A 24,378-nucleotide genomic window follows, 5' to 3' on the forward strand; every position below is an offset into this window, starting at 1 on the left:
TTTAAACTTCTTAAACATTTTAAATTCATGAAATTAGGAATGAGTATCCCCCCCCCCCAACGTTTTTTAAATTTTTTAAATATTTTATTAACTCATCTTCTTTAAGCTCTGATTTTATGGCATTTCCTTGCACTGCCTCGCAACCAAGTTCTAGCAACGCATCAACCATTTGTTTAGAATCAACCATTTTTATAATACTTTTTGCTCCAATTATTTTTGTTATCTCGATTAAAGATTTAACGACAATTTTATCACTATCGTTAAAAATAATATTTTGCACCAAATCATTTGAAATTTTTACCGCATCGATATTTTTGCGTCTAGTGAGTGCAATAGATGAATAACCAGAACCATAATTATCCATATAAATTAAAGCACCAGATCCTTTTAATATAGCAAAAATTTCATCAATAACTGCTTCATCATTCATCCATATATTTTCGCAAATTTCAGCTATAAGCGAGCCTCTTGGTATTTTGTTTTTAATCATTGTGTCGCGTAATTTTATGGCAAAATTTGCATTTAAATACTGCATACTTGATATATTTATACTAATTGGCGGACATTTTATGTTGTTTTGTTTTAGTTTAAGTATGGTTTTTGCACACTCATTTAAAACATAATCATACACATCATCTATTAAGTCATTTTTTTCAGCTATTTTTATAAAGTCTTTTGCCAAAAGCTCACCAAATTCATCACTTTTGTATCTAATAAACGCTTCAATAGATAAGATTTTTCCACTTCTAATCTCAACAACAGGCTGATAAACTAAGCTAAACCTATTCTCTTTTCTTGCGTTTTTAAGACCAATAGCGATATTTGACTCTTTAGTAATTAAATCTTGTATCTCTTTGGTAAATAAAAGAACGTTACTATTTAAGACATGGCTTTTTAAGAAGCTAACGGCTTTATCAGCATTTCGCATTAAATCCCTTGGCTGCTTTTTATCATTTAGTCTTGCGATATCATACCCTATAACACAATTTAACATAAAACGATATGACTCTACTTCTATGCTTTCTTCAACGCTATTTATTATCCTTTGTGCTAAATTGGCATGCCACGATGCATCTTGTTTAACTTGCTTTTTAATTGCAAACATAAAATCATCAGCGTTTAATCTAGCAACCACGCCAATATCGCCAGATAAGGACATAAGCCTTTTTGCTATGATTTTTAATATCTTATCACCTACTCCATACCCATATGCCGAGTTTGCCTGAGAAAAGCGTCTTAAATTTACATGATAAAGAACCAATTCTTCATCGTGCTTTAGATTTTTAAGCATACTATTTAGACTATCTATAAGATATAAACGAGAATACGCACTGGTTAAATAGTCTTTATCAACGATTTCGCTTAACTTTAAATTTGCCAACATTACCTCTTTAGTATAATGTTCGATGTGTTTTTCTATCTGAAGCGATGCTTGTTTTTGCGTTTGCAAATACGCATCATCATCTATTTTAGCCTTAATGTAATAACTAATTAAAACATGAACTAAAAGCACCACAATAACATAAAATGAAACGATAGATTCAAGACCATTTTGTATTACAAAAACTATAGCACTTAATGCTGGAATATATTTAAGCATTAAAGAAAAGTTTAAATTCTTTGAATATTGAGCCCTACTTTTATATAGCTCCTGATAAGAGCCAAGCATCAGTATAAAAAAAACTATCATATATGGTATATCTGCAAATAGTCCGTTAATATGCGAATCATTAAAAAGAACATCGCTAAAATGATTGATATTTGTAAGTGCAAATATGATGTTTGCAACAACCACATATACCATGCTAATATGCACCATTACATCAGAACTCATAAATAAAATACTAAGTGCAAAAAATAGTATCAAAAAGCTAATGCAAGAGCTAATAAAAACAGAAAATTTCATAGAATTAATCGATAAAGACGTAAAATCAAAGCTCTGATATGTCATCACGCCAAAAAGCAAAAGCATCAAAAATACGCTTGATATGTCACTATAAAGCAAAATTTTATTTTTTGTATTTGCGTTAAAACATTTTATAGTATAAATAACAAGAGACGAAAGCATAAATATGGCTGGAACGATATAAAAAGTGTGTGCGTGATCATGCCTAGCATGCTCTATATTAAAATTAAACCAATAAATATACCAAAAAATATAACCAAACAACCACAAACAAACAGACAGGCTAAGCAAAACCCATATCTCAGTATGTATAGTGCGTCTAATTGCTACTTGAAACATCCTAAATGCAATGATTGCCAAAGCGATTATTTCAATAAAATGTCCAAAATATTCGTGAGCAAATACCAAAGCGTTAAAATACACAAAAAACAAAACAGCCAATATTACAATAGTTTGATTTCTCTTAACTTCAAAAGGTGTTATCACTAAATTCTCTCCTAACGAACTTTTGATTATACCATTTAAAACCTTTTTTGGTTATAATTTAGAAATTTTACACACAAAGAGAAAGTATGAAATTTTCACTTACAAATAACGATTTGCTTGATTTTCAAACCTACATAATCACATCATCTAAAAAAGCAAAACGTATGCAAATATTTAACACGATAGGAATTTTTACAGAGTTAATGGTGGTTTGTTTTTTAGTTGATATACTGCTAAAAACGTCATTTATAACGATAACAGGAGTATTTTTAGGAATTGCTTGGCTTGTGTTTTATCCAAAATTTTTACGAAAAAAACAACTTAAAATACTAAAATCACTTAAAATTTCAACAGATAAAAAGGATTTTATCTTAAATATAAATGAAACTGGCTTCACATATGAAGATGAAAATTTCAAATTTGATGAAATTTCAAATATCATAGAGTGTGCAAATATCTACATTTTAAATGCCAAACAAAAGCTTTATCTAATCATCGCCAAAAATGCTCAAACACAAAAAGCAATCAGTAAAATAAGCAAAAACTCAAATAAACTAATAGCAAGATACGAAAAGCTTAGTTATGAAAATTTTATCAATAATGTCTAATTTTCACTCATTAGCTTGTGTCTGCTTGCAATAAAGCTCTCAAGCATTTCAGCCTCCATTGGCTTAGCTAAGAAATAGCCTTGTATCTCATCACAACCTATATTTTTTAAAATTTCAACTTGCTTTTGGCTCTCTACGCCTTTAGCCACTGTTTGGATATTCATATTTTTAGCCAATGAAACTATTGCTATTACGATATTTCTATTAATTTTATCAAATTGTATATTATCAATTAGCTCTTTTGCTATTTTTAATTTTGCAATCCTAAATTTATTCAAATAACTTATCGATGAAAAGCCAGTTCCAAAATCATCTATTGAAATATTGATATGATTTTTGTTCAATTCTTTTAAAACATCTTTTATTATTCTTGAAGTTTCTAGCCAACTCATCTCTGTGATTTCTAGGTGCAACCATTGAGATTTTAAACCATTTTGCTTAACAACATTTAAAACCTCACTTACAAAATTTATACTATCTATTTGTTTTGGCGAAATATTTACGCTAACATACAAATTTAATCCGTATTTTTCATTTATCATTTTTATATACAAAGCTGATTGTTGCAATACCCAACGTCCAATATGCACAATAAGAGGCATTTGCTCAGCAATTGGGATAAATACAGCCGGAGAGATATTGCCTTTTAGTGGAGAGTGCCATCTTAAAAGTGCTTCTATGCCAATTAGTTTTTTGGTTTTTATATCAAATTGTGGCTGATAAACTATGCGAAATTCTTTCTCGAAATTAACACTATCAAGAAGCGATTTTATATAATATTCTTGATAGTTTATTTTATCATTAATCTCATTATATATTACATGTTGTTTATCATTTTGGTGTTTTGCTATTTTAAGTGCTACACTAGCATTTGCAATCAAATCAGCAGTTTTTAGTTGGCTTGTTTGAGTATGGCTAATGCCTATTTTTACATTTACACTAATCTCATGTCTTTCGATGTGCATTGGCTTACTTAATTCAAACAATATATTATTGACAATAAAACTATGATCAAATTCATGTGTTTTAGCAACAAATGCCACCATTATGTTGTCTCCGCCAAATCTACCAATAATGCAATTATGCTTTATGGCATTTTTTAGCCTATCAACAGTAATAATTAGCACCTCATCGCCGACATAATGCCCATGAGTGTTATTTATAAACTTAAATTTGTCTATATTTATATTATATAGACATACGCTTTGACTAAGTGTTTTTTGCATTATCATCTCTGATAATTCTAACTCAAAATTTTGCTTATTTAACGCAGATGTTAAAAAGTCATTTTTACTTAGTTCTGATAATCTTTTTCTTGTAGCTTTTAAATCTGATATGCGTTTATTTTTAATTTTTTCTAACTCAACAGTCATTTTTCTTTCATTTTCTAGCATAATGCGTGTATGTAGTTTAGTGGCTGTATGGTAACTAACAATACCATACAAAAGCATCACAGACATCACAAATGTAACATGCGTAAGCGTCATAAAACCAACATACGTGCAAATAAGCAAAGGAATGATCGCAAGTGCTAAAATCTTACTAATTATTGTCTTGGCTAATATCTCTCTTTTTGTTACATAATGAGTGTGATTTTCGCCCTTTAAAAAAAATGAACCAAGCATAATTATGACAAAAGATAGCTCATATATGGTCTCATAAAGCGTGTTTGCTAAACTATTATCATCTAAATCCATAAAAACATAAAATACATCAAAGCACGAAAATATACCAATAGCAATCATCAATAGATAGGTTGAGCGTTCTTTGGCAAAATTTTCAATACTAAAAAATATGATAAAAATTATAGACATACACAATATATCAAGGATTAAAAATCCACCATTTAATATATCTACGCTATCTTTACTTACTAAAAAGTCATCGCTATTTGATAGTGCATAAAAACTAAAAACAACCCACATTAAAACAATAAAAATCACATCTACAATAAGCTGACGCGATCTGGTCTCATCAATGCAACGCTTATAAATTGAAAAGGTTGTTAAAAATATCAAAAAAGCAGGTATGACATAAGAGACTTCTTTAAAAATTTCAGCAGTGTAGTCATTTAGCTCTAAAAACATCCAAAACGTATCACAAAAAGCCCATGACAAAATAGCACCAAACGCCAAAAACCAATAAAATTTATGCTTTTTAGACGAGCTTATACCATAATAAGTGCAACCAGCTATAAAAAAATTAAAAATTATGCCTAATAAATTTTTAGTATCTGAGTTAGCATAGTGCAAGGCAAACATCATGCCTACCAAAAGCACAAGCGATATTAAAAGCAAAACACCACGATTATTTGAAATATTATTTAAAATCTTTATCAACACAAATCCATATAAATTTTTGCTTGATTATATCGTATCTTGGCTGATTTTATTCTGCCATTTTTCCCACTCGTCGCTCTCATCAATCTCGTTTGAAATTTGCTCAAAACGAGAATAATAGTATTTAACAAAAGCATAAACATCATCATCAACAGGCATATAGGTAGAATTTTCACTTTTGCAAAATTTAGCCAAAAACTCAGCTGCGTCTAGTTTATTGGCATAGTGTCTAGCTAAATTCTTATAATTATTTAAACATAAAATTTTAAACCTATCATAAGCATTTTTACTAAAATCAATGCTTAGTTTTTCATCATTAAATTTCAACACATCTGCTTGAAATAGCAAAGATAAATGTATAAGTCCCTCGCAATAATATGCCCTAACCTCATCAACTTTCATCCAGCCAACAAGCCCTATCGCACGTGCGATTAGCTCGTAAAACACTGCCATTTTATACTCATCTTTTTCATTGTAAAAAAAGTTAATAAGCCCACCACTTGTAGCCTTATACTCTTCGATATATTTAAACACACCGCTTTTATTCATGGCATTTTCTGTGTCGCTAGAAATAAATAAAATATGCCCAAACTCATGTCCGATGGTCGAAATTTCATATACTTTTTTCCAAACATCTGGCTTGGTAAATAAAATCTCCCGCCCAAAATCCAAAAAATCCTTGCTAAAAATTTCAGCCGATAGCTTAGAAAACGGCTTGGCTTTGGCACTTTCATAAACATAATTTACAAATGCAAAAATTTTCTTGCCACACATCTTGCTAACACTCTCATCATTTGGCACAACCTGTGCTGAAAACAAGCCATTTAACTCAGCACCATAAAAAATAAACGGCACACAAACGTAAAGTTGAGTTTTTTGTATGTTTGATAAAACTTGATTTTTCATCTTATCATCACTGATTTTTAGCTCGTCATAAACATGCAAAAAGCTATCTGTGATATTTGATTTAAACTCGCTCTCATCAACGCCACCATCATCGACAAGTCTCACATCCCACTCAAGTGCCACAGCATGAGTGTAGGCATCTTCGTAATACTCAAGCGGATGTCCTGGCTGAATTGGCGATTTTATATCCATCCAAGCAATTTCAGCATCTTGCCACGCCTTAATAACCCTGTCATTTTCACGCTCATTAAAGGCATCTTTAAGTTTAGAAAAATAATTAATATAGGCTTTTTCGCTATCTGTTTTTGCAAGTTTTGTTAAAATTTTAATACCCTTTTCAAACTCATCACTTACAGCCTTAACCTCGTCACCAAATGCCACCGCATACGTCGCAAAACTATATGCATCGCCATTTTTAATCACGGCACCATAGCTTCTATCTGCTATCTCATTGCCATCTAAATGATAAAGCTTATTATCTTTTATAAATTTTACAGCATCTTTTATGTCTTGAAATTTTAGCTCAAACTCTTTGTTTGTAGTGTCTATTATCTTCTCTTGCCAAGCTTTTTGCCAAGTGTTTATTTTAAGTCCAACGTTATGAATTAGCATCAAAATTTCAACATTAAACTCATCTAAAATTTTCTCTTTTTTAATCTGCGCTATCATATCGGCATGATCTTTTTCATATATATTTTTTACATACTCATACATTTTTTCACGCACATCTTCTTGTCTGTCGTCACTAAAACCAAGCTTTTTAAGTTCGTTTAAAAGCGGATCTACCTTTAAATCAACTATACGTCTAAGAACTGCTATTTTTTCACTTTTTGTTCCACTTAAGCCTGAAATTTCAAGCCCTTTAAGTAAAATTTCATCATCTAAATTTTTATATAAATTATTTTTTCTAGCTTTAAATTCTTTAGCTATTTCATTTAGTCTTACAAAATTATTCATAATTTTCCTTTTTTAAAAAACATAATTATACAAAGAAATTTTTAATATTTTTTAATGCGTTTTTAGCTAACATATCACTATTTTAAGCAAACTAGGAGATTTATGGGCTTTTGTATACGCAAATTATTTTCAAACCTTTTCTTAAGCGTGATAATTGAAGGCTCAGAATGTTTGTTTTATGGACGCGTATTTAAAAATGGCAAAGTAGTAAAAACGCTACAAGCAAAATTTACAGAAATAGACCCAAACAACATCGATGAAAAAGTTATAGCCTATATAAAACGCCAAGAAGATGCCTACTATGGTGTGTATATTGCACTTTTATACACGGATGATTTCCAAGGTGCATTACCAACTCTAAACAAAGAGGACTTTAAACGCTACAATATACGCACCGACGATGTTGTGACACTAAGTATAAATTATGCCTCAATTTATGCTGACATAAGTGCTGTAAATTTAGCAAGAAACACATTTGGACAAAACAGTATCGACCTGCTTTATTCGCCTATTGCATTGATGTTTTATGAGATTAGGCGTCAAGGAGTGAGCGAAAAAACTACGATGTATATATACTCATATGGTAGCACTTCAGCTCTAAGCATATTTAAAGATAAAAAAATGAAATTTGCAACATTTTTTAAAATCAAAAACGATACAGACGACGATGATACACCTAAAATTTTCAAAAAAGAAAACATTACAGATATTGATAATTTAATCATTGAAGACGAAAACAAAATGTCAAGCATGGATGATTTTACAAGTCTTGATGATTTAATTATGGAAAAGCCAAAAGAATTTGAAGATTTAGGATATGATTTAAACATGCCAAACTCAAGTGACGTTGCTACTTCTGTGACTATTTTTGGTAGAGATATGAGCATGTTTAGATACATAAACTCAGCCTTAAAAGAATTTTATACCAATCCAATCTATGACGGCGATTTTATCGAGCAAGTTATAGTATTTGATAGCACTAAAACAAGTGCTACATTTTTGCACTATGTAGAAACTGAACTATTTGTAGAAACATCTGTGCATACTGTTGATGCACTAAAAGATATGAATGAGCTAATGACTCAGGAGATAGAGCTTTGATGTATAGTTTTATTAAACCAGAACCAAGACCATTATTTAGTATATTTAGTAAGCTTTGGATAAGTTTTATAGCCATAGTTTTTGCACTGTTTTTAGTGGCAAATGCTTTTATATCTTTTAAAAACTACTCGCTAAAATCAAGAACAACTGAATTTATGCAAAATCAAAAAAAAATGAATGATGAAATTGTAAAAATCGACGAAATTACTGAAATTTTAAGCACTCAAGTAGAGATTGCAAACAATGTAACAACATCTAATTTGCTACTTAAACAGAGTTTGCACAATCTTTTTGATTTGGTTCCTGATAGCATAACGCTAGAAGAGGTGCATATGGACAAAAATTTACTAATAATACGCGGAATAACGCCTAGCAAAGATGTATTTAATCAACTTCTAGCTTCACCTTTAAAGTCTATATTTAGCACATCAAACACAAGTTTTTATCAGATAAAAAATGGTTGGTATGGCTTTGTTAGCACAAACAAAATGGACACACACGAGGGATATAATGAGTAAGAAAGACACAAGTTTAGAAAATATAGATATTGTTAAACTTCTAATTTTTATACTTATATTTGCCTTAATTTGCTTAATTATGATATTTGCCTTTATTGTCCCAAATATCAAAGAATACAAAAATCTTAATTCACAAAACCGCTCTGCATCACTAGCTCATGCAAAGGTAAAAATGCTATATGACAATAAGCTAAATACGCTAGATAGCATAAAAGAAAATAGCAGATTTATACTTAGCGCATATGATACAAATTTTGACAAAGACAAATTTTTAAAATTTGCTACTGGGTTTTTTTCAGATGTAAGCTTAAATGAGATTAAACACGTGCAAACAGCTAGTGAGGACTATTTTTTATTTGAGCTAAATGTCACTAGTGCTGTAAATTCGCCAACGAAATTTTATGATTTTTTAGATGCATTAGCCAAATATGAAAATATCATAAAAGCTGAATTTCCAATTGTGATGAAAGGCGATGACAAACTAATTCGCACCACCTTTAACATCAAAGTATATGGCAAACCTAACTCTCTTTAATGAATTTCTTGACTAGTAAATCAGCTTTAGCTTTATCTGTGTCCTTTTTGACTGAATTGTATATTTTGTTCATATAATTTTCAAGAATATCATGCGAGTTTATCAGCTTTTCGTTTGCACTTGCTTTTTTGTATTCATCATTTACACAAAGTTCAAATGCCAAATCATTATCACTTAGCTGAAGTTCTAACATCTCAAGAAGCCTATCTTGCAAACGATTATCATAAATAGGCGTCATTAACTCCAATCTTCGTTCTAAATTTCTTGGCATCCAATCTGCACTTGAGATGTAAATTTTAGGATCGGAGTGTTTAAAATAAAGCACTCTTGCATGTTCTAAATATTTGCCTATAATCGAGCGAATACGGATATTTTCGCTAAGCCCAGCCACACCAGGACGCAAACAACAAACACCACGAACAATCAAATCTATCTTTACTCCTTTAGCACTTGCTTTACTTAGTTCATTTATCACATCGCTATCAACAAGAGCGTTCATTTTAGCAATGATTCTGCCATTTTGTCCATGAGAGGCTTCAGTTTTTATCATCGAAATTATGCGTTCTTTTATCTGAAATGGTGACATTGAAAGAGTATTTAAGCGACGATTTTTATTATATCCTGATAGTATATGAAAAAACGTCGTAGTATCACTGGCAAATTCTTCCTTGCTAGTAAATAAACTAACGTCAGTATAAATTTTAGCAGATGAGCCGTTGTAATTACCTGTGCCAAAATGCATGTAAAATTTCAGCTTATCACCAACTTGACGAATGATTTGCGATACTTTTGCATGCACTTTAAATCCAGTTATGCCATATATCACGTGAGCACCAGCATCCTCTAATGCCTTTGCCCAATGAAGATTGTTTTCTTCGTCAAATCTAGCCTTTAGCTCAACCATAACCGTTACTTGTTTGCCTTCACTTGCAGCATCTATTAAAGCTTGAATAATAGGCGAAGTTTTATCTACTCTATAAAGCGTCATGCGTATGGATACTACTTTGGGATCTTTACTAGCCTCTTTTATAAGTGCAACAACTGGATCAAAACTCTCGTATGGATGAAGCAACAACACATCTTGCTTATCAATTGCATCAAACATGCTTATACCAGTGCCAAATGGCGGTAGAGTTTTTGGTGCATATGGTGCAAGACTAAGATGGCTAAAATCTTTATTTGATGCGATTTGCCATAAAGAGCTAAGAGTAAGTGGAATAGATGAATAATATATATCTTTGTGGAAAATTTTCATCTGAGTATTTAAAAACTCCAAAATTTCAGGATCTGCTCCATCTTGCGTCTGAAGTCTTACAAAAGCACCCTTTCGGCGAAGCTTTAGTCCTTGCTCAAGTATCATCATAAAATCATCAGCTTCTTCTTCTTCTATAACGATATCAGCATTTCTAGTAACCCTAAACGCACACGAACTAAGTAGCTTATAACCTGGGAAAATTTCGCTAACATGCCTATGAACTATCGTTTCTATCGGAACATATACATTTTCACTAGCCTGAGTAAATCGCGGAAGCACACGTGGAATTCTCACCATGCCATATTTTAAAATTTCAGGATGACTTGCGTCTGCTAATTTCACAGCCAACGAAAAACTTAAGTTGTTTAAATGCGGAAAAGGATGTGTTGCATCAATAGCAATAGGCACGATAACAGGCATTATATTTGAGAAAAAATACTCATCACATTTTTGTTTTAAAGCATCACTTAATTCATCATAGTTTTTGATAAACAATCCCTCTTTTTCCAAGCCCTGTTTTATATTTTTATAATGATTTTCTAAAGTAATTTTTTCATTTTGCAAATATTTTCTAATAGCCTTTAACTGATCTAGCGGACTCATCTCATCACTGCCACTAATTGTTACACCAGCGGCAAATAACTGCTTTAAACCAGCTATGCGTATCATATAAAATTCATCTAAATTTGTGCTATAAATTGCAAGAAATTTTAACTTTTCAAGTAGTGGTATATCACGTTCGCATTGCGAAAGCACACGAGTATTAAACCTAAGCCAACTGAGTTCTCTATTTATGTATAAATTTTTAATATCCATCATATTATTTTTCCTTTATTTAAAGAACAAAATCAATTAAATCTCATACTTAATCACAATTTTAATTTTAAAAAAATATTTTTTTGTTAAAATTGCATTTATAAATTAACAAAAAGGCTAAATCAGTGTCAGATTATATCATATTGCTAGGTATTTTTATCGCATTTGTTGTAATATTTGCTATCATTAAAAAGGTCTCATTTTAACTTTTCTAGCAAAAAACAAGCTTGTTTATACTCAAATTTACAACTTTTTTCCAACAACTCAAATGCCTTTATGGCGTTTTGCTCCTTTAGCTCATTAGAGCTTGTTTTATAAAGTAGCAATGCCATATTATAACACCCTACTCCATCTTCACTATCGCATGATTTTTCATATAATTGCGTTGCTTTTTGCATGTCAGAGTCTGTGCCACCCAATCCCTTTTCATAAATTTGCCCAAGATTAGAACACGCAGTAGCTAGCCCCAAATCGCACGAAATTTCATAATATTTTTTGGCATCATCAAAATATTCATCATTGCTATAAATAACAGCTAAATTATTGCATGAAATTTCATCTTTTTCATCACATTTTGCCTTTAAGGCTTCTTCTTGCTTCTCGCTTTTGGTTTTAAAAAGCCCAAAGCTTAGCATACTCTGCCACGAAGCACAACCACCAAATAAAAAAATCATCAAAATAAATATAATTTTTTTCATCATCTTACTTTATATTTAGCTTATCGCCCAAACGCTTCATGTGAGGACACGCTTTATTAAAACCCCTAAAACAAGCGACCTTGTAGATATTATACGCTTTTACTTCATCTTTTTGCACACCATGACCTAGCTCATACATCGAGCCTATATTTGCACAAGATGGCACGTCCTCTTTTTCACACGCACTCGTATAAGCACTATGTGCGATAGCATAATCTTGAGCAACAATCTCACCCTTTCTATATGCCGTAGCTAGATTATAACATCCCAAAGCACCGCCGTTGTTGCACGATGTTTTGTATATATCTAGTGCCTTGGCTGGATTTTTGCTCACACCAAGACCTTTTTCATACATCATGCCCATATTTGCACACCCTATCTCTATGCTATTATCACATGCACGAGTATAAAATTTCATAGCGTTTTCATACTCGCCAATTTGCTCATAAGTCGCTCCTAAATCATTACAAGCATTACTATCTCCAAATTCACACTTTGAGTGAAGTATATCTATGGCACTTAAAATAACTTGCGTGTTGCCACTATCTGGTTTAGGTTCAATTTTTACTTGTTTTTCAGTGTCTATTTTTGGTTTTGTATAGTCATAAATAGGCTTTTTTGAGCTTATGCAACCAGCCAAAATAAACGCAAACAAAGCAATTAAAATATAATTTTTATACATATTAGCCCCTTTTAATTTATTTTAAATTACCGCAATTAGCTTAAAATTTTAGCAAGTATTGCTTTTATCTCATCGCCCCACTCGCTTACACTAATCACATCGCCACTCTCGCACACTTTAGTATCACTTACATCACAATATTCACTTAGTGCATTTTTATATCCACCTCTAATACAAGCACTCTTGTTGTTTAAAAATCCAGCTCCAGCAAAAATAAGTGTGCCTAAATCAAACCCAAGCTTGACTTTAGCATTTGAAGCGGATTTAATCCATGATAAAAATATCTCATCATGGCGTAAATTTAACGCTCCTATCCCATCTGGTATGATGATGATATCTGCTCCATATATACTCTCGCCACTAACTTCAGGCGTGATTTTTAACCCATACTCATCAACTATCTCTGGTTTAAAAGCACAAGTTTTAATCTTTGCTTTTTGAAATGATTTTACAAAACTAAGCACATTTGCAAGACTTATTAAATTTATCCTATCATACATCACAACCGCAACGTTCATATCATGCCTTTATCTTAAATTTCATCGTCGTACCATAACTCACTAGCTCCACCCTACCATCATCACAAAGCTTACTAAAAAGCTCTTTAAGTTTGTTGCTATACCCAATTTGCTTTAAGTCTAAATCTTTAAATTCTTGCTTTAGTACGTTGCCAAACAAGCCACAATTATAATATCCATCAGCATCTGGTTTATATAGCTCACAAATCTTTTTAAATACCTTATCTAGCTCATCTTGCTCTCTTTTTGGCTGTAGTTGTTTTGGGATTAAAAATTTACTATACAGTCCTAAAAATTTCTTTACAAAACCCTGCTTTAATTGCACAGCTTCATCTAAAATTTCCGCATCAACTGCGATCTGTTTTGCTTTTGGTTCTAGGTAGATAAAATGATCAAAAACAGCCGTATTTCTAAATCTTGAGCTTACGCCTATGCTTTTTATCCTGCTGTCTTTAATGCGTGATGAAAGGCGGATAAAATCGCTATCGTTTGAGACTATAGCTAGTGCGTCATAATCGCCACTTTTTAATATATCCATAGCGTCTATAACTAGTGCAATATCGGCTGAGTTTTTGCCGATAGTTTGAGTAAAGACTTGCATTGGAGTAATATTGTGTTTAAAACATATTTGTTTGTATGCTTTTAAATTATCAGTGCTATAATCTCCGTATGCTAAAATTTTCCTTACATATCCAAGCTCATCTAGCCTAGATATCGCCTCACTCACAAGAGTGTGTGAGAAATTTTCAGCATCTATTAAAACCGCCATATTTTCAACTCTCAACACAACGCTCCATTTATTATTTTTGAGAGTGTAGCAAAAAATTATTTATAAAATAATAAGTAAATTTTAGACCCTAATCTAAAAATAAAATTTTATCAAATATGAAGTTTAAATTTAATATAAAAATTACGCCCTATTTCATTGATTTTAGTATCATTTTTATTAGCGACATCATTTGCTGAAATTTTACTTAAATGATACGCATAAGATTTATTTGTGAGATTATCCACGCCAAATATAACCTGCATATTTTTATGCATCACTCCAGCACTAAAACCATAAACAGCAAACCCACTGCTACTTTTACTATCCAGTCCTGACACACTGCCAAAACCACTTGCTATGCGATTTTGCCTAGAGTTTGCTTGCATATCTAGCTTTGCAAACCAATTTTTTTGCTCTAAACCAAGCCCAAGCTTAAACGACAAAGGAGCAATTTGAGGCAATGCATCATTGCGGTTTAATACAGCATTTGTCATTGCTTTTTTGTTTATAATTTGTCTTTTATTTACACCTTTTATATATGATGTTGCTATCTCAAGCCTTAAAATATCGTAAAATTTTAAGCTTAAATCAGCCTCAGCCCCATAAATAAGTGCGTTTGTATTAAAAGCTTGTTGTTTGCTAAGCAAAATATAATCATTAACCTTTGAATAAAACAAACCCAAACTTATCTCATCAGTTTTATTTTTATAGACTACGCCGGTATCTAGCTGGTTATTTTTTTCTTTTTTTAGAAGATGAAAATTATCATAAGTGTTGTTATTTGCATATCCAAATACTTGATTAAACTCCCAAAAATCAGGTGATCTTTGTGCATGAGCGACGCCAATATATGCACTTAAATTTTCATAATATCTCTCAAATCTCATAAATGCTGAGTTTAGATCGTATCTTTGGCTTGGTTTTTGCAAAATCCCATACTCTTGCCACTCATTATCCCATGCATCCCTAACCCTAACATGCTCATTTTTATACCCAGCAAACAAAGCACTCTCATCAAACATATATTGCCCCTGCAAAAACATAGCTTTAGTATCAAAACTAAGCCCATCTTGATACTCTTGATTATTAAGTTTTGCATTGACATTTTGGATAGAATTTCCACTTGCACTTTTGTTTTTATAGCTATTTTGTTCGCGTTGCAAACCAGCATAAAGTTTTAGATTATCAAGCGTTGTAATGTTTTCTAGCCTTAAGCCTTTTATCTTTCGCTTTGGATTAGAAATTTGATAGCTCATGCTTGGATTACGCATAGTAAAATTATCCATTTTGTGATCTATCTCATGATAAAAAGATGATAAATTCAGTCTATTTTTTGTGTTTAAATCATGCTCTAATTTAAAATTTAACGAACGCCTATCAAATCTAACTCCATCCATCTGCCTATCAGCGTAAGCAGCGTTTGCCTTAGACGCATCAAACGACAACTCAACCGCCGTATCATTAAGTATAGCAGATGATATTAAGCTTAAGTTTTGTTTGTGAAATTTTGAGTTTATTTTGTTGTTGTTTGCATCTTTATAATCATTGCTTTTATAATCGCTAGCAAAAATTTGCACCGCATATCTTTCATCGCCAATAGTTGCATTTATATTGTTATCAAATCTGGCATAACTACCATACAAAGTGCTATAATTAAACAAATAAGTTGGTTTTGCAAGTCTTAAAATTTCACGCTCAAATAAAACTGCACCAGACATTACAGTAGCATATCTAAGATCTTGCGGTCCTTTTATGATGCTTACGCTATGATAGCTTTGCGTATCGATGTAGCTTATGGCATTATCCATCCTGCCACTACAGCCACCATGCAAACTTGAGCCATCAAGTAGTATTGGCATCCTTGCTCCACCTTGTGAGCGATAAAATATCTCCGAGCCAAACCCACCCTTTCTCATCATGCTAAATCCGCTAAGTTTTGAGAAAGATTTTGCCATATCAGAATGCTGTAAAAGTTTGTCTTTATCTGAAATTTCAAGCCTAGTAGGATAATCAAGTAGCTCTTTTTTATCTTTAAAACTAACTTCAACCTTATCAAGCAAAATATCATTTGCAACTAAAACATTACAAAAAACACCAAAAATACAGCAACAAAATGCACAATAACTCCAATTTGCTAAGATATTAAACAATATATTAACAAATTTAAATAAATTATCTATAAAATTTTAATTATTTTTTGCAAAAAGTGGTATAGCAAGTAATATAAAGCCAGAAATTTCAAATGTGTGCGAAAATGAGTGAAATTTTTCATACTCATCTTGCTTAAATTTAATAATCCACCTTGCACCATTTTCGTCAAATTCTCTACTAAAATCGCTTAAATTTTCGGAGTTTAAAAAATGTTCAAACCTGCTCATTAAAGAAAATGGCGTATAAAAAACACACTCACTTTTTTGATCAAATTTTATCAATTTTGCAATTTTTATAACTTCGTTTGTAGCACCACCATAAGCTCTTACAAGACCACCCGTGCCTAGCTTAATGCCACCAAAATAACGCACTATAAGCACTCCGCAATCAACCAAATTTGCACCCCTAAGAGCGTTTAAGCTAGGCGGACCAGAAGTGCCTTTTGGCTCACCATCATCACTTTGATTTTCAACAATTTGATTATACTTGTTTATCTCTCGCTTTGCCCATACGATATGCACGGCTTTTGGGTGATTTTGCTTAAGCATTTCATGCGTAGTGCTAAATTTATCTATAGGCACCAAAAATGCCAAAAAACTTGACTTTTTAATCTCAATTTGTGTGCTAAATATCTCATTTATAGTATTCAAATTCTTGCCTTTTTGTGATATTTTAGCAAAATTTTAAAATTATTGTGAGTGGAGTTTAGCGAGAATTTCGATAAAAATATATCAAAATTCTCAAAAATTAAAGCTTATTATTGCTTTCTTTCATTTGCATCTGGAGTAAATAACTGCTTATTTTCTAGCTTAAAATCAGCTATAAATTTCTGCCCTTCATCGCTAATAATCCAATCTATAAAGCGATTTGCATTCTCTACATCAGTATTTTTGCAATGAGCTGGGTTTATAGCGATTACTGAGTAGAAATTTTTAAGACTATCATCGCCTTCAGTTACAATTACAACTTCAGGATTACCCTTGGCATTTGCTTCATATTTTATATACGTGCCACGATCTGTAAAACTAACTCCATTTTGTTCATCAGCCGCATTTATCGTAGCTATCATACCTTGCCCTGTTTGGCGATACCAGCTTTGGTTTTCAGGCACTTCGCCAAACTCTTTTTTCCAAATTCCTTTTTCTTTATTATCTGTGCCTGATTTATCTCCGCGTGAAAAAAATGGAATTTTCTCAGCCTTTATAATCTCAAACGCCTCTTTTACACTCTTGCCCTTTAGCTTATCAGCCACAGCCTTATCTGCAACCAAAACAAAATCATTATACATAACAGCCTTGCGTTCAATACCAAAACCTTTTTGGATAAATTCTTTCTCTACCTTTGGAGAATGCACAAAAAGCACATCAACATCACAATTTTCGCCCATTTTTAGTGCAGCACCAGTGCCAACAGCAGTCCATTTTAAATCAACGCCAGTTTTTGCCTTATAAACTGGATATATAGCATCTAATAAGCCTGTATTATCAGTGCTGGTTGTTGTAGCCATTAGTAAATCGTTATCCGCCGCAAAAAGCGAACTAAATGCAATTAATGAGCATAGGACTATTTTTTTCATAATTTTCTCCTTTATTTTAAAACAAACATGCTATACTAGCATATTTTGACTAAATATTACGTAAATAAAGGATAATTTTGGACTTTCTAATACAAGGCGTGTTGTCTGCATTTACTTTGCTTTTAAATGGTGATTTAGAAACATACTCAGCCATCAAAGCGACCATATACACATCATCTATATCTATCATCTTGGCTCTTTTGGTAGGACTTCCGATAGGATTTGTGCTGGGATTTTATAATTTTTTTGGTGCAAAAGCATTGCGGTTTTTAAGTGATACATTTTTAGCCATGCCAACTGTTGCAATTGGACTTATAATTTATGCTTTTATTACCAGAAATGGCCCACTTGGCGAGTTTGGATTACTTTTTACATTAAAGGCCATTATTTTAGGACAATTTATACTGGCACTACCAATTATCATATCACTCTGTGCTAGTGCAGTGCAAAATATGGATGAAAAGCACTATTTTAGCATATTATCATATCGTCTTAATCCAGCACAATTAACACTTTGTGTGATTTATGAATTAAGATATTCTCTTTTAGTTGTTGTTGCTACAGCTTATGGCAGAATAGTAGCAGAAGTTGGCGTGGCAATGATGATAGGTGGCAATATTAAGTATTTTACACGCACGATAACAACAGCAATATCACTTGAAACAAACAAAGGACAGTTTGAAATGGGGATAGCGCTTGCGTTGGTGCTTATTTTTATAGCATTTATTGTAAATTTCTTAATAAATACCCTAAAAAGGCTTGATAAATGATTAAAATTTCAAACCTTAAGCTAAATTACAATAATCAAAAAGCTCTTGATATAGATAAATTAATCATCAACACAGCCATAACAACTGCACTACTAGGATTTAATGGAAGTGGCAAAAGCACTTTGATTAAGGTTATTGCCCATCTTATTAAACCAAATAGTGGAGAGATAAAAATATGGGGCAAATCAAAACTAAGTTTAAAAGATTTAAAAGAGATTGCCGTGCTACTTCCTGAGCCAATGCTACTTAAAAGAAGCGTTAGACAAAATTTTATGTTTGCACTAAAATCACGCCAAAATGAGACTAAATTTAACCAAATAGTACCAGAGTGTTTAGAGCTTGTTGGGCTTGATGAGACTTTTTTAGACAAACGCCACTTTGAACTTAGCTCAGGACAATTAAAAAGAGTGGCTTTTGCCATCACTTTATCACTTAGATCAAAGCTTGTCTTACTTGATGAGCCAACAAATGCTGTTGATTTAGCAACAGCAAAGCTATTTGCTAAATCAATAAACTATATAAAACAACAATATAAAACAGGATTTATCATAGCAAGTCACGATGAAAAGTGGCTAAGTGCCTTGTCACAAAATAGTATATTTTTGCATAATGGCAAAGTGTGTGAGTTTGAGCTTAAAAATATATTTAGTGCAAAAAACGGATATTTGCAAAATTTTGATATTAAACTGCCAAATAGTATGAAAAACTCAACCAAAATAGCAGTAAATCCAAACAAAATATCATTAAATAAACCAGATAGTAATATATCTGGCATACTTCATTCAGTATCTCTTGTGTATGATAATAGCTTATTAATCAAAATAAAAATTGGCGAAAATTTAATAAAATGCATAATCAAAGATGCAAATATAGGCAAATATATAACAGGCGAAAAAGTAAATATTAGTATAGACGAAAGCGCATTTTTAAGCTTGGAGTGATAAAATAATAAAATTTAAACAAGGATTTATATGATACAAACTTGTCTTTTTCCAGCAGCTGGATATGGAACACGATTTTTACCAGCTACAAAATCTCTCCCAAAAGAGATGATGCCTATCCTTACAAAACCGCTTGTGCATTACGGTGTAGATGAAGCACTTGAAGCCAATATGAACAATATGGCGTTTGTCGTAGGTCGTGGCAAACGTGCATTAGAGGATTATTTTGATATAAGCTATGAATTAGAACACCAAATTGCTGGAACATCAAAAGAGCCTCTTTTAAACGAGATAAGAGAACAAATGAGAAAAGCAACATTTAGTTTTACTCGCCAAAATGAGATGAAAGGGCTAGGACACGCGATATTAACAGGCAAGACGTTGGTTAAAGACGAGGCATTTGGCGTTATACTAGCTGATGATTTATGTGTCAATGAAAACGGCGAAGGTGTTTTGGCTCAGATGATGAAAATATATGATAGATATCGATGCTCTATCGTGGCTGTAATGGAAGTACCAAAAGAGCAAACCAAAAACTACGGCGTAGTGAGTGGGCGAATGATAGAAGATGATTTATTAGTCGTTGATGATATGGTAGAAAAACCAGATCCAAAAGAAGCTCCAACAAACCTAGCAATCATAGGAAGGTATATACTAACGCCAGACATATTTGCGATTTTAGAAAATACAAAACCAGGTAAAAACGGCGAAATACAAATAACAGACGCACTAAAATTTCAAGCAAATCGTGGTATGGTTTTAGCGTATAAATTTAAAGGTATGCGTTTTGATTGTGGGTGCTTAGATGGCTTTGTTGAAGCTACAAACTATTTTTACAACAAACAACATGATAACAAATAGTTTTTATTTTAATCTAGCTAGTGGCGACGAGATAGAACAATACGCCAAAAAAGTAAAAGATGAGTATCAAAGTGGTAAAATAGGCTACTATCATCTACCGGACACATCTAAAACACTTATTGATGATATTAAAAAATATGAAGCAACCATAAGCGATATAAAAAACATCGTGCTTGTTGGCATAGGTGGTAGCTCACTTGGCGTAAAAGCTATAAAATCAATGCTTGGCGAAAAAAAGCGAAAATTATACTTTTTAGATAATGTTGATACAAACACGTTTAATTTGGTTTGCAATAATATAAAATTTAATCAAACAATATTTATAATAAGCTCAAAATCTGGCACAACAATAGAAACAATAACACTTTTAAAATGTATTTTGAATAAATTTAATCCAAGTGATTTAAGTAAAAATTTTATCATTATCACGGATACAGACACTCCGCTTGAAAGATTTGCAATCAAAAATAACATAAAATTTTACAATATGCCAAAAAATGTTGGGGGTAGATTTTCTGTTTTGTCCGCTATTGGTATAGTTCCACTAGGGCTTTGTGGATACGACATCAATTTATTATTAGATGGAGCTAAAGTGTGTCAAGATAGATACATACACAATAAAAATAACGAAATAATAGCCAAAGCTTACCATTATGCAACTCATCGTAAGGCCGATATAAACGTGCTTTTTAGCTACTCAGATAGACTTAAAGATTTTAATGACTGGTATGTTCAGTTATGGGCTGAGAGTCTTGGCAAAAAGCACGAATACAAACGCATAGGTCGTACGCCGATTGGCTTAATTGGCAGCACAGATCAGCATAGTTTCTTACAGCTTATAATGGATGGTGTTAAAGATAAAACCGTAACTTTTATAAAGATACAAAACTCAGATAATATTAAAATTCCAAATATCAGCCTAGATGAGCTTGAAGCAACAGACTTTGTGAATAATTTAAATTTAAACGAGTTATTAAACGCACAATGCGATGCCACCAAAATGGCACTAGTGCAAGAAGGTCTAAGCGTGGATACGATAACAATAAAGCATTTAAATGAATACAGCACCGGATATCTTATATATTATTACGAACTACTGACATCGGCTACTGGAATAGTCCTAGATATAAACACATACGATCAACCAGGCGTAGAGATAGGCAAACGTATATTAAAAACAATAATTAAAGCTAGGGATTAACCCCTAGCACTTCGCTCTTGCACTTGCTTAATAAAATACTTAGCATTTTGCACTGGTATATCTGGAAGTATGCCATGACCTAGATTAAAGATATGGTTTTGACCCTGCATGACTGATAAAATTTTATCAATTCCTTCATCAATCGCACTTTGAGAATATAATCTAGTAGGCTCCATATTTCCTTGAAGCACATATTTGTCTGCAAGATGAGCTTTAGCTAGCTCGATAGGCGTACTCCAATCAACACCAAATACATCAAAATTGCCTGAAATTTTAGGCAAATATCCGCTTATTCCTTTTGGAAATACAATCACTGGAAAATCAGCAAATTCACGCTTTATCTCATCAACTATACGCAAAATATAGCTCCAACTAAACTCAAAAAACGCACTCTCTTCAAGTGCCGCCGCCCAGCTATCAAATATCTGAATAGCATTTACACCACTTCGTATTTGCATCTTAGCATAGCCTATACAAGCCTTGGTTACATTGTCTAAAATTTTATGTAAAAGCTCAGGGTTTGAGTAAAGCATTTTTTTACAAATAGCATAGTTTTTGCTTCCTTGTCCTTCAATCATATAAGTCGCAAGCGTCCATGGAGCACCTAAAAATCCGATCAAAGCCTTATCATTTGCGAGATTTTCACGAGTTAATTTAATCGTATCATAAACATAGTTTAAATTTTTCACAGCTTTATTAGCATCTAGCTTGTCTAAATCATCTTGTGTTTTTATTGGCTCATCAAACACTGGTCCCTCGCCCTTTAAAAACTTAAGCCCCATGCCCATTTCAAGTGGCACAACCAAAATATCACTAAATAAAATCGCCGCATCAACACCTAAAATATCAACAGGCTGTATTGTAACCTCACTAGCTCTTTTATAATCCTTACAAAGACTTAAAAAATCCCCAGCCTCAGCCCTAACACGCATATATTCAGGCAAATATCTACCAGCCTGTCTCATCATCCATACTGGCGTATATTTTGTCTGTTTTTTTAAACAAGCATCAACAAATATCATATTTATCCTTAAAATTTTAGTGCGAATCACCCTTGTGTAAAAAATAAAGCCCAACACAAAGTGCAAGTATACTAAGTGCTAAATACCCCATTTCAAGTGGTGTTGTAAAATTTGCATGAAGCACACGCTGGAAAAAATTTACTATCAAAACCATAACAATGACTTTAGCAAGTTTATCTTTTAGCTCATCTAATGAATGCACCTCTAAAACACTGTTTTTCTCGCCCTTCATCTGCTCTATCTCACCGATAAACAGCTCATATATACCAAATCCAAATATAAACAGCACCAAAGCCATTAAGTAAAGATCAATCGCACCGACTATAACCCCAACTATATCAGCATGAAAATCCTCTGGATGAATGCCTTTAAAAAAATAAGCATACACATCGCCAAATACAACAAGCACATCATAACTAGCTATGATAAAAAGCACAATCGCCCCAAGCAAACAAAATACGACTGGCAAAATAGTAAATGTGCTACTTGCTAACATTAACTTCTCAAAAACTCTTTTAAGCATTAAATTCCTTATTAAAATTTCAATTACTCATTGTATAAAAATTTGGCTTAATTTATTAAATTTAAAAATTTACTAGCTGCTTAGCCCTTTTAAAGCGACTAAAATTTTAAGTTTTTTATATTTTTTAAACAGTATTGCTTAAAACTAGCCACGAAATTTATGGCTAGTTTGATAAATTATTTATTTTCTGGTAGCTCTATCCATTTTTGTGCTATTCTAACAGCATTTGTCGCTGCCCCTACGCGGATCTGATCAGCACTGCACCATAAATGTAGCACGTTATCGCGGTATATATCTTTACGTATCCTTCCAACATAAGTTTCGTTTGTATCAGTTGAATGTAGCGGCATAGGATACTCTTTTTTTGCTGGATCATCAAGCAATACAACACCAGGAGCCATTTTTAAAATCTCTTTTGCACGTTGGACATTTACACTATTGTTAAAATGTATAGTAATTGCTTCTGAATGACTTCTAAGCACTGGCACACGCACACAAGTGGCTGAGACTTCTATATTTTTGTGTAAAATTTTCTGAGTTTCATTTACCATTTTTAACTCTTCTTTTGTGTAATCATTATCACAAAATACATCTATGTGAGGGATAACATTAAACGCTAAACGATGTGCAAAAACTTTTGCCTCGCACTCATCAAGCTTAAATTCAAAAAATTTCTGAAGCTGAAGCACAAGCTCTTCCATACCCTCCTTACCAGCCCCACTTGCAGCCTGATATGTCGATACATCAACACGTTTTATATCAAACTCATCGTCTAATGGCTTTAAAATTTGCACCATTTGTATGGTTGAGCAGTTTGGGTTTGCGATAATTCCAGTTTGTTTATACAAGGCGATATCTTGTGGATTGCACTCTGGAACAACCAAAGCAACATCTGGTTGCATTCGAAAATGACTTGTGTTGTCTATCACGACCGCTCCACTAGCTGCTGCAATTGGAGCAAATTTTTCTGAAACTGAGCCACCAGCAGAAAAAAATGCTATATCTATATCATATTCGTCCCAAATTTCATTTGTAAGCTCTTTAACCTTATAACTTTTGCCGTTAAATTCTATCTCACTTCCAGCACTTTTCGCACTTGCAAGTGGCAAAATATCGCCAACAGGAAAATTAACTTCAGACAAAACATTAAAAATCTCTTCACCTACAGCTCCAGTCGCACCTACAACAGCAATGTTAAATTTTCTCAATTTTTCTCCTTTTTTGCTTAAATTTTATTAC

22 protein-coding genes are annotated in these 24,378 nt (G+C 32.5%); 8 read left to right on the forward strand and 14 right to left on the reverse strand.

Going from position 1 to position 24,378, the window contains the following annotated elements:
• Positions 1-25: 25 nt before the first annotated feature.
• Positions 26-2,392, reverse strand: coding sequence for an EAL domain-containing protein (locus tag LQU93_RS01710; RefSeq protein WP_229932156.1), 2,367 nt, complete (start codon positions 2,390-2,392; stop codon positions 26-28).
• An 86-nt stretch (positions 2,393-2,478) separates the two neighbouring features.
• On the opposite strand from LQU93_RS01710, the gene LQU93_RS01715 reads away from it, so the two are divergent.
• Complete coding sequence (locus LQU93_RS01715) at positions 2,479-3,000, forward strand: hypothetical protein (protein ID WP_229932157.1); 522 nt, start codon at positions 2,479-2,481, stop codon at positions 2,998-3,000.
• Here the strand turns inward: LQU93_RS01715 and LQU93_RS01720 are convergent.
• Both LQU93_RS01720 and ciaB read right to left on the reverse strand, forming a co-directional pair.
• Positions 2,997-5,339 (reverse strand): putative bifunctional diguanylate cyclase/phosphodiesterase, encoded by a 2,343-nt coding sequence (locus tag LQU93_RS01720; protein WP_229932158.1) that lies wholly within the window; start codon positions 5,337-5,339, stop codon positions 2,997-2,999. The genes LQU93_RS01715 and LQU93_RS01720 overlap by 4 nt on opposite strands.
• 27 nt (positions 5,340-5,366) lie before the next feature.
• Positions 5,367-7,202 (reverse strand): invasion protein CiaB, encoded by a 1,836-nt coding sequence (gene ciaB, locus LQU93_RS01725; RefSeq protein ID WP_229932159.1) that lies wholly within the window; start codon positions 7,200-7,202, stop codon positions 5,367-5,369.
• Positions 7,203-7,304: 102 nt separating this feature from the next.
• Between ciaB and LQU93_RS01730 the strand changes: the two genes are divergently transcribed.
• From LQU93_RS01730 to LQU93_RS01740, 3 genes are read left to right on the forward strand one after another with little or no spacing between them, the layout of a single operon-like run.
• A complete protein-coding gene (locus LQU93_RS01730) occupies positions 7,305-8,303 on the forward strand; it encodes a hypothetical protein (RefSeq protein ID WP_229932160.1) in 999 nt (332 codons plus the stop codon).
• Positions 8,300-8,821, forward strand: coding sequence for a hypothetical protein (locus LQU93_RS01735; RefSeq protein WP_418884051.1), 522 nt, complete (start codon positions 8,300-8,302; stop codon positions 8,819-8,821). Before LQU93_RS01730 ends, LQU93_RS01735 begins: the two co-directional genes overlap by 4 nt.
• Positions 8,814-9,356, forward strand: a complete 543-nt coding sequence (locus tag LQU93_RS01740; RefSeq protein WP_229932162.1) for a hypothetical protein — start codon at positions 8,814-8,816, stop codon at positions 9,354-9,356. Before LQU93_RS01735 ends, LQU93_RS01740 begins: the two co-directional genes overlap by 8 nt.
• Here the strand turns inward: LQU93_RS01740 and LQU93_RS01745 are convergent.
• From LQU93_RS01745 to tupA, 8 genes are all read right to left on the reverse strand, one after another.
• Complete coding sequence (locus LQU93_RS01745; RefSeq protein WP_229932163.1) at positions 9,343-11,430, reverse strand: RNA degradosome polyphosphate kinase; 2,088 nt, start codon at positions 11,428-11,430, stop codon at positions 9,343-9,345. The two genes, LQU93_RS01740 and LQU93_RS01745, sit on opposite strands and share 14 nt — an antisense overlap.
• Positions 11,431-11,624: 194 nt before the next feature.
• Positions 11,625-12,125: a tetratricopeptide repeat protein gene (locus LQU93_RS01750; RefSeq protein ID WP_229932164.1), complete on the reverse strand. Its 501-nt coding sequence runs from the start codon at positions 12,123-12,125 to the stop codon at positions 11,625-11,627.
• Positions 12,126-12,129: 4 nt separating this feature from the next.
• Complete coding sequence (locus tag LQU93_RS01755; RefSeq protein WP_229932165.1) at positions 12,130-12,807, reverse strand: tetratricopeptide repeat protein; 678 nt, start codon at positions 12,805-12,807, stop codon at positions 12,130-12,132.
• A gap of 35 nt (positions 12,808-12,842) precedes the next feature.
• Positions 12,843-13,325: a hypothetical protein gene (locus LQU93_RS01760; RefSeq protein WP_229932166.1), complete on the reverse strand. Its 483-nt coding sequence runs from the start codon at positions 13,323-13,325 to the stop codon at positions 12,843-12,845.
• A 1-nt stretch (position 13,326) separates the two neighbouring features.
• Positions 13,327-14,112, reverse strand: a complete 786-nt coding sequence (locus LQU93_RS01765) for an NYN domain-containing protein (protein ID WP_229932167.1) — start codon at positions 14,110-14,112, stop codon at positions 13,327-13,329.
• A gap of 92 nt (positions 14,113-14,204) precedes the next feature.
• Positions 14,205-16,154: a TonB-dependent receptor domain-containing protein gene (locus LQU93_RS01770; RefSeq protein ID WP_229932168.1), complete on the reverse strand. Its 1,950-nt coding sequence runs from the start codon at positions 16,152-16,154 to the stop codon at positions 14,205-14,207.
• A gap of 126 nt (positions 16,155-16,280) precedes the next feature.
• The gene (locus LQU93_RS01775) at positions 16,281-16,895 is read right to left on the reverse strand and encodes an IMPACT family protein (RefSeq protein ID WP_229932169.1); all 615 of its coding nucleotides are present in this window, start codon (positions 16,893-16,895) and stop codon (positions 16,281-16,283) included.
• A 107-nt stretch (positions 16,896-17,002) separates the two neighbouring features.
• Positions 17,003-17,821, reverse strand: a complete 819-nt coding sequence (gene tupA / locus LQU93_RS01780; RefSeq protein ID WP_229932170.1) for a tungstate ABC transporter substrate-binding protein TupA — start codon at positions 17,819-17,821, stop codon at positions 17,003-17,005.
• Between the two features lie 77 nt (positions 17,822-17,898).
• Here tupA and tupB point away from each other — a divergent pair, with 77 nt between their 5' ends.
• From tupB to LQU93_RS01800, 4 genes are read left to right on the forward strand one after another with little or no spacing between them, the layout of a single operon-like run.
• Entirely contained in the window at positions 17,899-18,591 is a 693-nt protein-coding gene (gene tupB, locus LQU93_RS01785) for a tungstate ABC transporter permease TupB (RefSeq protein ID WP_418884052.1), read from the forward strand.
• Positions 18,588-19,532, forward strand: a complete 945-nt coding sequence (gene tupC, locus LQU93_RS01790; RefSeq protein ID WP_229932171.1) for a tungstate ABC transporter ATP-binding protein TupC — start codon at positions 18,588-18,590, stop codon at positions 19,530-19,532. The genes tupB and tupC overlap by 4 nt, the downstream gene beginning before the upstream one ends.
• A 30-nt stretch (positions 19,533-19,562) precedes the next feature.
• On the forward strand, positions 19,563-20,393 hold the full coding sequence (galU, locus tag LQU93_RS01795; protein ID WP_229932172.1) for a UTP--glucose-1-phosphate uridylyltransferase GalU: 831 nt from the start codon (positions 19,563-19,565) through the stop codon (positions 20,391-20,393).
• On the forward strand, positions 20,380-21,594 hold the full coding sequence (locus tag LQU93_RS01800) for a glucose-6-phosphate isomerase (protein WP_229932188.1): 1,215 nt from the start codon (positions 20,380-20,382) through the stop codon (positions 21,592-21,594). The genes galU and LQU93_RS01800 overlap by 14 nt, the downstream gene beginning before the upstream one ends.
• On the opposite strand, the gene hemE is transcribed toward LQU93_RS01800, so the two are convergent.
• From hemE to LQU93_RS01815, 3 genes are all read right to left on the reverse strand, one after another.
• Positions 21,591-22,616 (reverse strand): uroporphyrinogen decarboxylase, encoded by a 1,026-nt coding sequence (gene hemE / locus LQU93_RS01805; protein WP_229932173.1) that lies wholly within the window; start codon positions 22,614-22,616, stop codon positions 21,591-21,593. The two genes, LQU93_RS01800 and hemE, sit on opposite strands and share 4 nt — an antisense overlap.
• 16 nt (positions 22,617-22,632) lie before the next feature.
• Entirely contained in the window at positions 22,633-23,139 is a 507-nt protein-coding gene (locus LQU93_RS01810) for a YqhA family protein (RefSeq protein ID WP_229932174.1), read from the reverse strand.
• Positions 23,140-23,315: 176 nt separating this feature from the next.
• A complete protein-coding gene (locus LQU93_RS01815) occupies positions 23,316-24,347 on the reverse strand; it encodes an aspartate-semialdehyde dehydrogenase (RefSeq protein WP_229932175.1) in 1,032 nt (343 codons plus the stop codon).
• Positions 24,348-24,378 lie beyond the last annotated feature (31 nt).

Source organism: Campylobacter majalis (genome assembly GCF_905120465.1).
GTDB classification, from domain to species: domain Bacteria; phylum Campylobacterota; class Campylobacteria; order Campylobacterales; family Campylobacteraceae; genus Campylobacter_A; species Campylobacter_A majalis.

Coding starts and splice junctions, on each gene's coding strand:
- LQU93_RS01715 (WP_229932157.1), top strand. CDS start 2,479: ATGAAATTTTCACTTACAAATAACGATTTGCTTGATTTTCAAACCTAC.
- tupA (WP_229932170.1), bottom strand. CDS start 17,821: ATGAAAAAAATAGTCCTATGCTCATTAATTGCATTTAGTTCGCTTTTT.
- galU (WP_229932172.1), top strand. CDS start 19,563: ATGATACAAACTTGTCTTTTTCCAGCAGCTGGATATGGAACACGATTT.
- LQU93_RS01800 (WP_229932188.1), top strand. CDS start 20,380: ATGATAACAAATAGTTTTTATTTTAATCTAGCTAGTGGCGACGAGATA.
- LQU93_RS01810 (WP_229932174.1), bottom strand. CDS start 23,139: ATGCTTAAAAGAGTTTTTGAGAAGTTAATGTTAGCAAGTAGCACATTT.
- LQU93_RS01740 (WP_229932162.1), top strand. CDS start 8,814: ATGAGTAAGAAAGACACAAGTTTAGAAAATATAGATATTGTTAAACTT.
- LQU93_RS01750 (WP_229932164.1), bottom strand. CDS start 12,125: ATGAAAAAAATTATATTTATTTTGATGATTTTTTTATTTGGTGGTTGT.
- LQU93_RS01745 (WP_229932163.1), bottom strand. CDS start 11,430: ATGATGGATATTAAAAATTTATACATAAATAGAGAACTCAGTTGGCTT.
- tupC (WP_229932171.1), top strand. CDS start 18,588: ATGATTAAAATTTCAAACCTTAAGCTAAATTACAATAATCAAAAAGCT.
- LQU93_RS01760 (WP_229932166.1), bottom strand. CDS start 13,325: ATGAACGTTGCGGTTGTGATGTATGATAGGATAAATTTAATAAGTCTT.
- ciaB (WP_229932159.1), bottom strand. CDS start 7,202: ATGAATAATTTTGTAAGACTAAATGAAATAGCTAAAGAATTTAAAGCT.
- hemE (WP_229932173.1), bottom strand. CDS start 22,616: ATGATATTTGTTGATGCTTGTTTAAAAAAACAGACAAAATATACGCCA.
- LQU93_RS01755 (WP_229932165.1), bottom strand. CDS start 12,807: ATGTATAAAAATTATATTTTAATTGCTTTGTTTGCGTTTATTTTGGCT.
- LQU93_RS01730 (WP_229932160.1), top strand. CDS start 7,305: ATGGGCTTTTGTATACGCAAATTATTTTCAAACCTTTTCTTAAGCGTG.